General features: G+C 55.4%; 14 protein-coding genes and 2 riboswitches. Of the genes, 8 read left to right on the plus strand and 6 right to left on the minus strand.

Annotated elements, in window-relative coordinates; translation table 11 throughout:
* The first annotated feature begins 17 nt into the window (after positions 1 to 17).
* From E1297_RS45735 to hisI, 4 genes are all read left to right on the plus strand, one after another.
* A complete protein-coding gene (locus tag E1297_RS45735; protein WP_155150338.1) occupies positions 18 to 530 on the plus strand; it encodes a Fur family transcriptional regulator in 513 nt (170 codons plus the stop codon).
* 2 nt (positions 531 to 532) lie between these two features.
* Entirely contained in the window at positions 533 to 1,273 is a 741-nt protein-coding gene (locus tag E1297_RS45740; RefSeq protein WP_155150340.1) for a metal ABC transporter ATP-binding protein, read from the plus strand.
* Positions 1,273 to 2,070, plus strand: coding sequence for an iron chelate uptake ABC transporter family permease subunit (locus E1297_RS45745; RefSeq protein WP_155150342.1), 798 nt, complete (start codon positions 1,273 to 1,275; stop codon positions 2,068 to 2,070). The genes E1297_RS45740 and E1297_RS45745 overlap by 1 nt, the downstream gene beginning before the upstream one ends.
* Before the next feature lie 969 nt (positions 2,071 to 3,039).
* Entirely contained in the window at positions 3,040 to 3,513 is a 474-nt protein-coding gene (hisI, locus tag E1297_RS45755) for a phosphoribosyl-AMP cyclohydrolase (protein WP_368669859.1), read from the plus strand.
* 620 nt (positions 3,514 to 4,133) lie between these two features.
* Here the strand turns inward: hisI and E1297_RS45765 are convergent.
* Genes E1297_RS45765 through nrdH form a run of 5 tightly spaced genes read right to left on the minus strand, consistent with a single transcriptional unit; the run spans position 4,134 to position 8,258 of the window.
* Complete coding sequence (locus tag E1297_RS45765; protein WP_155150344.1) at positions 4,134 to 4,520, minus strand: nucleoside triphosphate pyrophosphohydrolase family protein; 387 nt, start codon at positions 4,518 to 4,520, stop codon at positions 4,134 to 4,136.
* Entirely contained in the window at positions 4,520 to 5,491 is a 972-nt protein-coding gene (gene nrdF, locus E1297_RS45770) for a class 1b ribonucleoside-diphosphate reductase subunit beta (RefSeq protein ID WP_155150346.1), read from the minus strand. Before nrdF ends, E1297_RS45765 begins: the two co-directional genes overlap by 1 nt.
* A gap of 11 nt (positions 5,492 to 5,502) precedes the next feature.
* The gene (nrdE, locus tag E1297_RS45775) at positions 5,503 to 7,626 is read right to left on the minus strand and encodes a class 1b ribonucleoside-diphosphate reductase subunit alpha (RefSeq protein WP_155150347.1); all 2,124 of its coding nucleotides are present in this window, start codon (positions 7,624 to 7,626) and stop codon (positions 5,503 to 5,505) included.
* Entirely contained in the window at positions 7,608 to 8,021 is a 414-nt protein-coding gene (nrdI, locus tag E1297_RS45780; RefSeq protein WP_368669863.1) for a class Ib ribonucleoside-diphosphate reductase assembly flavoprotein NrdI, read from the minus strand. The genes nrdE and nrdI overlap by 19 nt, the downstream gene beginning before the upstream one ends.
* A 15-nt stretch (positions 8,022 to 8,036) precedes the next feature.
* On the minus strand, positions 8,037 to 8,258 hold the full coding sequence (nrdH, locus tag E1297_RS45785; RefSeq protein ID WP_155150352.1) for a glutaredoxin-like protein NrdH: 222 nt from the start codon (positions 8,256 to 8,258) through the stop codon (positions 8,037 to 8,039).
* Between the two features lie 81 nt (positions 8,259 to 8,339).
* Positions 8,340 to 8,532, minus strand: a riboswitch (cobalamin riboswitch).
* Between the two features lie 125 nt (positions 8,533 to 8,657).
* Positions 8,658 to 8,864: riboswitch (cobalamin riboswitch) on the plus strand.
* An 87-nt stretch (positions 8,865 to 8,951) separates the two neighbouring features.
* Between nrdH and E1297_RS45790 the strand changes: the two genes are divergently transcribed.
* From E1297_RS45790 to E1297_RS45805, 4 genes are read left to right on the plus strand one after another with little or no spacing between them, the layout of a single operon-like run.
* A complete protein-coding gene (locus E1297_RS45790; RefSeq protein WP_155150354.1) occupies positions 8,952 to 9,671 on the plus strand; it encodes a ferredoxin in 720 nt (239 codons plus the stop codon).
* On the plus strand, positions 9,658 to 10,590 hold the full coding sequence (locus tag E1297_RS45795; protein WP_155150356.1) for an ABC transporter substrate-binding protein: 933 nt from the start codon (positions 9,658 to 9,660) through the stop codon (positions 10,588 to 10,590). Before E1297_RS45790 ends, E1297_RS45795 begins: the two co-directional genes overlap by 14 nt.
* Complete coding sequence (locus E1297_RS45800; protein ID WP_155150358.1) at positions 10,591 to 11,598, plus strand: iron ABC transporter permease; 1,008 nt, start codon at positions 10,591 to 10,593, stop codon at positions 11,596 to 11,598.
* A complete protein-coding gene (locus E1297_RS45805) occupies positions 11,588 to 12,343 on the plus strand; it encodes an ABC transporter ATP-binding protein (protein WP_209016388.1) in 756 nt (251 codons plus the stop codon). Before E1297_RS45800 ends, E1297_RS45805 begins: the two co-directional genes overlap by 11 nt.
* A 276-nt stretch (positions 12,344 to 12,619) precedes the next feature.
* Here E1297_RS45805 and E1297_RS45810 read toward each other — a convergent pair whose 3' ends face one another.
* Positions 12,620 to 13,261, minus strand: coding sequence for a TetR family transcriptional regulator C-terminal domain-containing protein (locus E1297_RS45810; protein WP_155150360.1), 642 nt, complete (start codon positions 13,259 to 13,261; stop codon positions 12,620 to 12,622).
* Positions 13,262 to 13,460: the final 199 nt, after the last annotated feature.

Below are 13,460 nucleotides of genomic sequence, written 5' to 3' on the forward strand. Positions count from 1 at the left end.
ACATGATATGGAATAACATGACAAGCGAAACGCACCCTGTTCCGGTCGACGAAACGGCCACGGTTGGATTCCAGAAACACGACCACGAGAGTTGTGTTGAGACCGCCTTGTCGACGGCGGAAGCGCGGTGCAAAGAAGAGGGTCTACGCCTAACCCCTGTTCGCCGGAAAGTTCTGGAGTTGCTGTTGCAGGAGCATCGGGCGCTTGGTGCTTATGCCATTCTTGATCGCCTGCGCGAGGAGGGGTTCGGATCTCAACCGCCGGTGGCTTATCGGGCGCTTGATTTCCTTGTGCAAAATGGGTTCGTTCACAAGATCGAACGGTTGAATGCGTTTGTCGCCTGCTCGCACCCTGGCGCTGCCCATTCACCAGCCTTCATGATCTGCAGAAAATGCGATGCTGTGGCCGAGGCGCATTCCGCACCGGCCAAAGGGGTTTTGGGTGCTGCTGCACGCGCGGCGGGTTTCGAGATTGAGCGAACGGTTGTAGAAGCCGAGGGAATCTGTCCGGACTGCACCAAAAAGGCGTAGAGATGACCCTTATCACCGTAGAAAATCTCGGCGTACGCTATGGTGCCAATAATGTTCTGCGCCATGTGGACATGCGTATCGAGCCCGGAGAGATCGTCACAATTGTAGGTCCAAACGGGTCGGGCAAGACCAGCCTGTTGCGGGCCATCATCGGCGCGACCAAGCCATCTGCCGGGAAGGTGTCTCTGAGACCTGGCCTGAAAATCGGCTATGTACCTCAAAAACTGCATATTGATCCGACTTTGCCGATATCTGTCGAACGGTTCATGCGTCTGACCGACCGCGTTTCCAGAAAACAATGCGAGGATGCTCTTGAATCCGCAGGGGTGCCGCACCTTCTGAAACGCCAGATGTCACAATTGTCCGGGGGGCAGTTCCAGCGCGTACTGCTGGCCCGTGCTTTGATCAATCGGCCAGATGTTCTGCTTCTGGACGAAGCAACCCAGGGGCTCGACCAACCGGGATCGGCGGCATTTTATCGTCAGATTGAGGATGTGCGACGCGAAACCGGCTGTGCAATTCTGATGATCAGTCATGAGTTGCACGTGGTCATGAGTGCTTCGGACAGGGTGATTTGCCTGAATGGTCATGTATGCTGCGAAGGATCTCCGGCTGTTGTCGCATCAGCCCCGGAATACCGGGCCCTGTTTGGAACAGGAACAGGCGGCGCGCTGGCTCTTTACCGTCATGATCATGACCACAATCACGACCACTGTGAAAACTCTCAGGAAGCAGCAGAATAATGCTTGATGATTTTATGACGCGCGCAACACTCGCGGGTGTTGGTGTTGCATTTGCAGCAGCTCCGCTAGGATGCTTCGTCGTCTGGCGCCGGATGGCCTATTTTGGAGATGCCACAGCACATGCTGCGATCCTCGGCGTTGCGCTGTCTCTGACGTTTCAGATGTCGGTCTTTACCGGGGCATTGGCAGTTGCGCTTGTCATGGCGCTGACGGTAACGCTGTTGGCCGGCCGGGGGTATGCGATGGACACATTGCTGGGGGTTTTGGCGCATTCCGCGCTTGCCTTCGGTCTTGTTGCTGTCTCGTTTCTGTCAGGTGTTCGTATTGACCTTATGGCGTATCTCTTTGGCGATATCCTTGCGGTATCTCGCTCGGATCTTATCGTGATTTGGGGTGGCGCCGCGCTGGTCGTGGCGCTGATCGCATGGCGGTGGTCCCAACTGCTGACAGCGACGCTGAATGAAGAACTGGCATATGCCAGCGGCTTTGATCCCAAGCGCGAGCAGTTGATCCTGACCTTGGCCCTGGCAGTAACCGTTGCGGTAGCGATCAAAGTCGTTGGGGTCTTGTTGATTGCGGCAATGCTGATCATTCCCGCCGCAGCCGCACGCAATTTGGCACGTTCACCAGAAACGATGGCCTTGATTGCAGCGGCGATCGGTGCGTTTTCCGCCGTAGCAGGGCTGCGCGCAGCCTATGTTTTTGACACACCGGCCGGTCCTTCAATCGTCTGCGTGGCCGCAATTTTGTTTGCGTGCTTCAGCCTCGTCGGGTGGCACGCCCAGCGCAGAGATTAGAAACCTCAATCTCGAATTAGAGGAAAACGAGATGACTGGCCTAGCAATTGACGCAGGGTGGATCAAGGCTGTCCGTAAGGCGTGCAAGGCTGGACGTTACAAGCTTGCGAAGATCGGCTGAAAAGGCGTCCGTACCAACAGCTTCCGCCTGCTGGCCTGCTCTTCTGCAGCCCTAAGTTCTTCTGGAAATATGTTCAGGGCGTGCGCCCTCCATCTCCTCTGACCATCTTGGCTATGAAGAAAGTCATGTGCATGGATCCGGTAGCGGACACGAGGCTGTACCTCATGGGGGCCACACCTGCTATTTGGTTGATGGTCGGCTGCATCACCCGCACGATGGCCATTGCGACGACCACGGTCCGCTGGAAGTAGTTGTATAGAGTACGCTCAAAGCTTGCCCATTACTCGCCACCCACCTTCCACGTCGATGAAGATGAATTGGAAAGGTGCGGGAACAATCTGAACCTCGTTAGTGTTTCTGAATGTAACCGTGTAGTGCCCCTCAGTAATTATGGTCCCGAGGGTGCGATCCGCGTGATAGAGTCAACTGTCGACCCGGCAGGTCAAACCCAAGTTCGCCGGTAATATCTAACAATCCGCGCATCTATCACGGACGTTTAAAAAACTCGTACTGCATAGTGGGCACATGGACTGCGTATTTTGGGATAGAGTGAAAACAAGGCCTCAATATCATTTGAGCAATATGTTTCGATCCAACCAAAGATCATTGTGGGCTTCAGATAAGCAATTGGCGGCCCCAGCGTATAAACCCGGATCGTCTATTTACGCGGCATCGTAACTTTTTGCAGCCTTGAGTGTCTTTTCCCCGGAGATGGACTTCCCGCCTCAAACTAAAATCGACAAATGTGAGAGAGATAAGACTGTGAACGTCGTGTCGCTCTTACAGGTTGCGAAACAATACTGATCGTGATTGTTATGAGATAACATAATAGAGATAAGGATGTCCACGTGGGCAAAATTTCATTCTCCCCCCGCCATTCGGTCGAGGAAGTAGAAGAGGGCACGGCGCTGTCGCCCAAATTCGGCGCTGATGGGCTTATGCCCTGTATCGCCACCGATGCCGAAAGCGGTGAAGTTTTGATGTTGGGCTGGATGAACGCCGATGCTCTGCGGCTGACTCTTGAAACTGGTGAGGCACATTACTTCAGCCGTGCTCGTCAGGTGCTTTGGCACAAAGGCGCAACATCTGGACTCATTCAACGGGTCGTGGAAGCGCGCATTGATGACGATCAGGATGCCATCTGGCTCCGCGTGTCGGTCGCTGGATCTGGCGCATCTTGTCACGTGGGGTATCGGTCCTGTTTCTATCGGGCCATTCCGACAGAAGGCGATGCGGGAACATCGCTGGTTTTCACGGAAGATAGGAAGACATTTGACCCCACAGCGGTCTACGGCGATGCGCCAAATCCGACACAGTTGTGAGCTTTGCAGGTCAGATCAAAGGAAGGGCGGCCACACTTTGGCATGTCCAACGTGTAAAAAAACTGGTTCGAGAATGGATCGAGGTTGGACCGCTTTCTCTGATTACCGTTGTTGAAGTGGAATGTGCTGGCCCCAATTGCCCTGAACCCTGTTGGCACCCGTTGGAGCTTCGTTGTTCACAAACCAGTTTGCGCAGTCAGAGTTGCAGACGTTAAGTCAATTCTGGCCGCTTTAAATCAAGTTTCGGGAAGTACGCATCAGTAACCTCAGCACGCAATCGCTAGTCAATTTCAAAGACAGATCCCGTGGGGAAAGTAGGAGACGATCGCTTTAAGCAAGGGCGAACCGTTGTGACTCTTGGCGGATGGCAAGAACCCAGTTTGTGCAAACTGGTTTTCGGTCTGTACCTTTGGTGTGCGTGGCACTTGTAAGGTTAAGAAGGCCGCTGGAGAGGTTCCCATGGTTCACAATGGCGGTTCTCAGAAGACGGTATCGAGGCGGGTAACTTTCTGACCTGTTGTTCGAACCCCATCAGCAAGGTTGAAGTCGAGGTTATTCTGATTGGGATCATATTCGAAACCGCAGTTTGGCTGACACCAGCTGCGGTTTCGATGCGTTGACTATGTCCGCCGCAGAACGCGGGCCAGATCGGGCCGCCGGAAGTCCGGCCCTTTCAGCACTTTGCCGTCCTCGCGGAGTAAGGGTCGTCCATCGGCACCGAGTTTGGACATGTTTGAGGCATGAACCTCATCCATCGCGTCTTGCTTGAAACCGTGCAGGCCAAACTCGAGAAACGTTCCGTCAAGCACGTATTGAATGTCGCAAAGCGCATCCAGAACTTCAATCAGATTACCAGCCTCGACTGCAGCTCGCAGCTCGGCCACTTCCTCTTCGAGGATCGCGAGCCGCATCTGCGCGCGCTCATTGGGAATCGACGGGGCGTCAACGACCGGTACGTCGAACGCCTCGTGCCATTCCTTTACGATTGCTAACGTGTCTTTCGGCATCAGAAGTCCCAATCCTCGTCTTCAGTGGCGACAGCCTTGCCAATGACATAAGACGAGCCTGAGCCCGAAAAGAAGTCGTGGTTTTCACTGTCGGGGCTAAGTGCCGCCAGAATGGCCGGGTTCACTTCGGAGACTTCGGGCGGGAACAGGGCTTCGAAACCCAGGTTCTGCAACGCCTTGTTGGCATTGTAATGCAGGAACACTTTCACATCCTCGGTCAGGCCGATCTCGTCATACAGCTCTTCGGTGTACTGGTTTTCGATGCCGTAGAGTTCGAACATCAGACCAAAGGCATAGTCCTTCAGCTCCTGCTGTTCCACCTCGGACAGCTTCTCATACCCGCGCTGGAACTTATACCCGATGTAATAACCATGGACCGCCTCATCCCGGATAATCAGCCGGATCAGGTCGGCGGTGTTGGTCAGCTTTGCACGGCTGGACCAATACATTGGAAGGTAGAAGCCGGAGTAAAACAGGAAGCTTTCCAGAAACACCGACGCGATCTTGCGTTTCAAAGGATCGTTTCCGGGCGCGTAGGTGTTCAGGATCGCCTCGGCCTTGGCCTGCAGATGCGGGTTTTCTTCGGACCAGCGGAACGCCTCGTCGATTTCCTTGGTCGAACAGAGCGTTGAGAAGATCGAAGAATAGCTTCGCGCATGCACCGCCTCCATGAAGGCGATGTTGGTCAGTACGGCCTCTTCATGCGGAGTGACGGCATCGGGCATCAGGGCAGGGGCGCCGACCGTGTTCTGGATCGTGTCCAGCAGGGTCAGACCGGTGAAGACGCGGATGGTCAGCTGCTTTTCGTGGTCCGTCAGCGTCGCCCAGCTTTGGATATCGTTGGACAGCGGCACCTTTTCCGGCAGCCAGAAATTGACCGTCAGGCGGTTCCAGACTTCAAGGTCCTTGTCATCCTCCAGCCGGTTCCAATTGATGGCGCGGGGGATTTTGGTTTGGATCATATCTTTCATATCGTTTCCCCTTACAGCGAGCAGGATACGCAGCCCTGCACCTCGGTCCCTTCAAGGGCCTCCTGGCGCAGACGCACGTAGTAGATGGTTTTGATACCTTTCTTCCACGCGTAGATCTGGGCGCGGTTGATATCGCGGGTCGTGGCCTCGGCCGGAAAGAACAGCGTCAGCGACAGTCCCTGATCCACATGTTCGGTGGCCGCCGCGTAGGTATCGATCAGCGCCTCTGGGCCGATCTCATAGGCATCGCGGTAGTATTCCAGATTGTCGTTATCCATGAAGGCCGCCGGATAATAGACGCGGCCGATCTTGCCCTCTTTGCGGATTTCGATCTTGGACACGATGGGGTGGATCGACGAGGTCGAGTTGTTGATATAGCTGATTGACCCGGTGGGCGGCACCGCCTGAAGGTTGCGGTTGTACAGGCCGTGCTTCATCACGTTGGCTTTCAACGCCGCCCAGTCGTCGCGCGTGGGCAGGGTCATGCCGTCGAACAGCGCCTTGACCCTCTCGCTTTCGGGCAGCCAGTCGCGGGTGGTGTATTTGTCGAAGAAGGTGCCCGATGCATAGTCGGAGTCCTCGAACCCCTTGAACGATGTCTTGCGTTCCTGCGCCAATTCGCAGGAGGTGCGGATCGCGTGATAGGCCATGGCCGCGAAGTACACCGATGTGAACTCGACACCCTCCGGCGAACCATAGTGGATGTGTTCGCGCGCGAGGAACCCGTGCAGGTTCATCTGGCCCAGACCGATCGCGTGGCTTTCATCGTTGCCCCGACGCACCGACGGCACCGAGTCGATTGCCGACATTTCGGACACCGCCGTCAGTGCGCGGATCGCAGCGCCTACAGTGCGGCCCAGATCACCGCCATCCATCGTTTTGGCAATGTTCAGCGAGCCGAGGTTGCAGGAGATATCCGTCCCCAGATGGGAATAGCTGAGGTCATCGTTGAATTCGGACGCTTCATTGACCTGCAAAATCTCGGAACACAGGTTCGACATGTTGATCCTGCCCGCGATGGGGTTCATCCGGTTCACCGTGTCTTCGAACATCACGTATGGATAACCGGATTCGAACTGAATCTCGGCAATGGTCTGGAAGAATTCCCGCGCATTGACCTTGGATTTGCGGATGCGCTTGTCATCGACCATCTCGTTGTACTTTTCGGTCACCGAGATTTCCGAGAACGGGACACCGTAGACCTTCTCGACGTCATGGGGCGAGAACAGGTACATATCGGCGTTCTTCTTCGCCAACTCGAAAGTGATGTCAGGGATCACCACGCCAAGGCTCAGCGTCTTGATGCGGATTTTCTCATCCGCGTTTTCGCGCTTGGTGTCGAGGAAGCGCATGATGTCCGGGTGATGCGCGTTCAGGTAGACAGCCCCAGCGCCCTGACGCGCGCCCAGCTGGTTGGCGTAGGAGAAACTATCTTCCAGAAGTTTCATCACCGGTATTACGCCCGAGGACTGGTTTTCAATGCCCTTAATCGGCGCGCCATGTTCGCGAATGTTTGTCAGCAGCAGCGCAACACCTCCGCCGCGCTTGGACAGTTGCAGGGCCGAGTTGATGCCGCGACCGATGCTCTCCATGTTGTCCTCAAGCCGCAGCAGGAAGCATGAAATCAGCTCACCACGTGAGGCTTTGCCTGTGTTCAGGAAAGTCGGTGTGGCAGGTTGGAAGCGGCCTTCGAGGATCTCTTCCATGAAGGACATGGCCAGCGCCTCGTCCCCGCGCGCCAGCGCCAGAGCGGTCATGACGACGCGGTCTTCGTAGCGTTCAAGATAGCGCTGCCCATCTCGGGTTTTCAGCGTGTACGAAGTGTAATACTTGAACGCGCCCAGAAAGGTCGGGAAACGGAACTTCTTGGCATAAGCCGCATCCCAGATCTTGCGCATGAAGTTCTTGGAATACTGGTCCAGCACGGCCTCTTCGTAATAGCCTTCGGACACCAGGTATCCCAGCTTTTCATCCAACGAATGGAAGAACACGGTGTTCTGGTTCACGTGCTGAAGGAAGTATTGCCGAGCGGCCATGCGGTCAGCGTCAAAGCGGATATTCCCCTCACCATCATAGAGGTTCAGCATCGCGTTCAGCGCGTGATAGTCCTGCTCGTTTACGCTGCTGTCGAGCATTGGTGTCTCCCTAGTTTTTCAAGCCCGGTGCGGACACGGGCGATGTCTGTCTCTGTGCCTGCCAGCTCGAACGAATACAGCAGCGGCACGTTGCATTTCTGGGCGATGATGCGACCGGACAGGGCGTAGGTCGCACCAAAATTACGGTTGCCTGTGCCGATCACCCCGATGATCCCGGCGCGGCGGGCCGGGTCGTTCAAAAAGCGGATCACTTGTTTCGGAACCGCCCCGCGTCCTTCGCCGTCGGCATAGGTCGGGCAGATCAGAACATAAGGATCTTCAGGGTCCGGCAGCGGGTCCATCCCAGTTGGAATGCGGAAAGAGGTCAGGCCCAGCCGCGAGATAAAGCGGTGGGTGTTTCCGGATTTCGATGAGAAATAGACCAGCGCCGGGATCGGCGCAGTCATAGATCAAACCAATTGGGCGATCATGTCCGGGCGGAAGCCCGACCAGTGGTCACTGCCGGCCACAACGACTGGTGCCTGGCGATAGCCCAGCTCGGTCACATGGGTCATGGCGCTGTCGTCCTGCGTCAGGTCCACGACATCATAATTGATGCCTTTTGCATCCAGCGCTCGGGTGGTCGCGGTGCATTGTACGCAGGCGGGTTTGGAATATACGGTAATGCTCATTTGTCCTCTGTCCTTTTAATCAAAGCCGAGGACGCCATGGGCAAACAAGCCCGCCAAACGCCCCCGAACCCTCCGTTCGTGGTTATCATTCGAGCTTGCGGCAGGTCTCCTGGCTCGCGGATCATCGTTCGATCTGGCCTTCCCAAAAGCGTACTTTCAGTGGCGTGTTCAGCCGAACTTTCCGCTTACAGTTGCGGGGGCAGCGCCGGATTCGAACCGGTTTCCCTCTTAGCTCTCGACAGGAATCGAAAGAACCGAAGCAACACTATATTGGGTTTCACCAGGGCAAGTTGTCAATATATAGAGTGAAGTGTGGCGAACTTCTTTGTCCGCTCGTGCAGGTTCTGGCAAAATACCAGCGATCAGCCAGCACGTACTCTTGTCGAATCAACTTTGCTTGTGTTTTTTCGCCGTGATGGTTCCTTGAGGTGATTGCCGCAAGGATAAAAGGGAATTCGGTGCGGACGTTTATCCAAATCCGAAACTGCCCCCGCAACTGTAAGCGGTGAGCAACCCGTCAGAGCCACTGGATCGCCCAAGATCCGGGAAGGGACGGCAAGCTTTGATCCGCAAGTCAGGAGACCTGCCATCATCTGGATGTAACCAACCGGGCGGAGGGCCCGAGGAGGATGAGATGATGGATATCTTCGGGCCAGTGCATTGTGCCGAGCTGCCTCCTGTTTCGGGGCAGAGATGGACGCATTTATTTATTTGATTTCGGCAAATTACGTCAGCCAATCCCGGTTCCGCCACCTTGCAAACGCTCTGATTGAGGCCGCGCATACAGAAGCCCGCGCTGTCAGGTTGGAGGCATCCGGTGATGGGCTTTGGCATGCTTTAGATGATCTCACGGAGCAGGGAGCCAAGCGCATCGAGTTGCGTCCAATTGGCTTGCCGTTTTCCCAGAGCCTCGAAAACTGGTTGCCAAATGCGGCAGCAAGCTGGTTGCACAGGCGGACAGAAAACGCACCCGAGCTGTTCTTCGCCAAACCGCTGCAAATGGATTCAGACGTCATTCGGACTGCCGCAAATGCAGATGTTTTGCTGAAACCGATTAGGCCGAAACCTTCCGGTGAGCTCGGCAAAGGGTGGGACAGCCCTCCTGCCTTTCGCCACCATCTACTCGTCTGTGCAGGCCCGCGATGTCACCTGAAAGACGCCCCCAATCTGGTGGATGCGCTTAAAAAAGAACTCGGCCATGCGGGCAAAAGTTCTGAATGTCTGGTGACCACAACCGGCTGCCTGTTTCCCTGCAATGCCGGGCCAGTGATCGTCCACTATCCACACGGCGATTGGTATCGCGTGGAGAGCCTGGACGACATTCGGACCTTTGTTTCTCAGGCGCTGGGCGCCGGAACCACTCCTCGATCACTGCTTATTCATCAAACAGGAGATACACATGAACCTGCTTAAATTCTTCGTGCCGCTTGGATTTGTCGCGGCTACAGCCCAGGCCGATCCGGTCACCGTACAAAGCTGCGGGATCGATTACACCTTCGACAAGGCGCCAACGCGGGCGATTACCCTGAACCAGCAAGCGACCGAAGTGATGCTGGCGCTTGGGCTTGAAGGTTCGATGGTTGGTACCGCTTATCTGGACGATGAAATGCCAGCCCAGTGGAAAGCGGCGTTTGAGTCCGTCCCGGTCCTGGCCGAGAAATACCCGGCCGCAGAGGTAGTGCTGGCCAATGAGCCGGATTTTCTGTTCGCGGGTTTTGGGTCCGCATTTTCCGAAGACAACCTTGGATCAGCGCAGAAATGGCATGATCTGGCAATCGGTACCTACCTGGTTGACGCATCCTGCAAGGAAGCGCATCCGAAGGATGTACCTTTGACCATCGAGCCGATCCTGAACGACATCGAAAAGATCGGGCAGATTTTTGATGTTGAAGATCGCGCGGGCAAGCTGATCGCTGAGACCCGTGCGCGTATCGAGGCGGTTCAGACTGACCCGGAAGGGGCTGGCCGTACGGCGTTTATCTACGACAGTGGCGATGAGACACCTTACTCGATCGGTTGCTGCGGAGGGCCTGCTTTGGTCGCAAGAACCGCCGGGCTGAAAAGCATCAGTGACGATGTCGAAGGCACATGGGTTGATCTGGCATGGGAACGCGTGGTCGAGGCAGACCCCGATGTGATCCTGTTGATCGAAGCGAGCTGGTCTTCGGCGGGCGAAAAGCGTGCCTATATGGAAAGCGATCCGGTCTTGTCCGAATTGACCGCTGTTAAAGAGGGTCGGTTCGTCACTGTTCCGTTCTCTGAAACCCTTCTCGGGATGCGTTTTGCCGATGGTGTTGAGAACCTGAACGCCAAACTGGCGGAACTCGAGTAAATGCAATCCCGGTTCCTGGTCCTGTTTCCCACGGCTATGGTCGTAATGGTGCTTGTCGCCATTGCGGGCATTCTGTGGGGGACAGCCGACATAAGCTGGTCGGATCGTGTAGCCATTCTGATGCGCAATGAGGATGCCCCGCGGGGGCTGTCCCTGATTGTGTGGCAGTGGCGCATCCCGCGCGTATTGGCAGTTGGACTGATCGGGGCCGGGCTCGCCCTTGCTGGCGCTTTGATGCAAACGGCCCTGCGCAACCCGATGGCAGACCCCTATCTGATGGGTCTGTCATCCGGTGCTTCTGCGGCAGCGGTCGCGGCGATCATCTGGTTGCCGTCCGAAGTGACCGAAACCGTCGGTGTCCCCCTGATCGCGTTTTCAGGTGCAGCTCTGGCGTTTCTGATGACGCTTGGACTGTCTCAGCAACGTGGGCGTCAGCTTGATCCGCTAATTGTTATTCTGGCGGGCGTTGCAGTCTCGTTGATGTTCCAGTCGGTGACGGCCTTTTTCCTCTATATTGGGGATCCACATGTTACCCGTAACGCCCTGGGCTGGCTCATGGGTACGGCGGCAGGCACAGAGTGGCGAGAGTTGCCCTTGCTTGCGCTGGCACTTGTGATGATTGCTGGCGGGTTCCTGATGCGCGCGAATGCTCTGGACGCGACCTTGTTGGGGGAAGAGCGCGCTCAGGCGCTGGGGATCCGCACAGGGCGCCTGCGCGTCATGATATTCGTGGCAACGGTTGTGCTGACCGGTTTGGCGGTTTCCGTCGCCGGTATCGTCGGCTTTATCGGCCTGATTGTGCCGCATATGGCACGGCTGCTGGTAGGTGCGCGGCACAAGGTTTTACTACCCCTGTCGATGGTGCTGGGGGCGATTGTTTTGATTGCTGTCGACCTTCTATGTAGAACCCTGCTGGCGCCCGAGGAACTGCCGCTTGGTGTGCTCTTGGCCCTGTTTGCGGCACCGCCTTTCATCCTGATACTGAGAGGGTTGCGCCGTGCAGTCTAATCCCGCACTCGATATCCGCAACCTGTCGGTTGACGTCGGTGGCAAGCCATATGTTCAAGGCGTTTCTCTGGCCGCCCCCAAAGGCGAGGTGCATTGCTTGCTTGGTCCTAACGGGGCGGGTAAGACCACTGTTCTTCGTACGATCTACCGCGCTGAGCGCCCTGCAGCAGGTGAAATCGCTGCAGATGGTCGCGATATTGAAGACTATGCCTATCACGAATGGGCGCGGAAATGCGGTGCGTTGGTGCAAAGCTCTGGTTTGCTGGCCGGGTTGACCCCATCGGATATCGTTGAAATTGGTCTGTCTGCTCTTGGCCTGGACGGAGTTGAGCTGGTATTGCGAAGAGATGAAGCACTTAAGCTGGTGGGGCTAATCCAAAAGCGGAATCAGCCTGCCGATCGCCTGTCAGGCGGAGAACTTCAGCGGTGTTACTTTGCTCAGTTGCTGGCCTGTGACCCGGAAATCTACATTCTGGATGAGCCGACCAACCATCTCGATCTTCATTACCAATTGGTGCTGTTGAACGAGGTTAAACGGCGGGGCCGGACGGTTCTTATGACCCTGCATGATCTGAATTTAGTGGCACGATATTGCGATCATGTACATTTGATGAGCAGAGGACGGATCGTCGATCATGGAAAACCGGCGGATGTCCTGTCACGCCAGAACCTGATGGAGCATTTTCTGGTCGACGCACATCTCAACATGCAGTCTTTGGTGATCAATGGTCCGGTGATGAGGTAGTTGTTAGTTTGCTCATCATTGAAGCAGATCAGGTTGGATCAGAAAGGTCCCGATTTTGATATGAAGGTTTATCTCGATGAGAGGTGGGGCAGCGGAGCGTGAAACACAAACTGCTTCATCGGGATCGGAACGAGACCGGCTCGGCGTGACGAAAAAGTCGCGCATTGTTGTCGGTTCAAATGAACTTCTTGCGCCCCTACGATGCTGTCATCGTGTTGATTTAAAGATGGAGATTATCCACTTCCTAAGCGCCTGTTAGGAAACTGGTCCCAAATCTCATTCAATTAACAGGGCACCGCTTAGGTCAAAGTGTTTCGGGAACATTGCCCGCAGAAATCGAAAAACAATTCTCATTGCCTCGGTGCGATCAAATGAATCCGGGTGGAGCAGATAATCGGTCCACATGCCTTCCAACATGGCGAGTGTGCCGTGGGTTGCATCCCGTGCAACCTGATTGGCATGTTCGATGTCGGCTTCTTTCGCAATTCGCGCGAATGCATTGAAGACCAGGTTCCGAAGCTTTGCATCGCGTGTATCTGAAAAGGCTGCTATCGCTGCTCTGTTTCGGGCTTCCCCGCGAAATGCGTACCAAATTGAAACGTTCTTTTTGTTGAGGATGGCTTCACTTAAGTCTCCTCTGACAATCATCTCAATGTGTTCCTGGCCAGTTTGTCCGGTAGTTTCCAGCAGGGCATATATACCGTTGTAATACTGCTCGGACGAGTGCCGGGCAGCCTCGTCAACAAGGTTATCCTTGCCGCCAAAATGTAGGTGGATCATGCCACGAGATAGTTCAGCGCGTTGAATAATTTCGCTGACCGACGTCTCGGAGATTCCTTTTTCCGCAACTGAGTCGAGCACGGCCTCGATAAGAGTAAGGCGATTTCGTTCGCGTATCTGTTGGCGTTTTCCAGTCATTTCTTCCGGTGGTCTTGTTTGTTTTCAGCCTCTTGCAGCGCGTTCTAGCGTCTCTTGGCAGTTTGGCCAGTGCCGCTTGTGAAAATATCAGTTGACACAGCTTGCCTGAAAATTCCAGATTTAAATGGACGATTGTCCATTTTGTGATCGAGATCACCGCGCCACCGAAAGTTAAGTCAGCAGGGAAGCATGGCTGGAG

Source organism: Roseibium sp. RKSG952 (genome assembly GCF_009711355.1).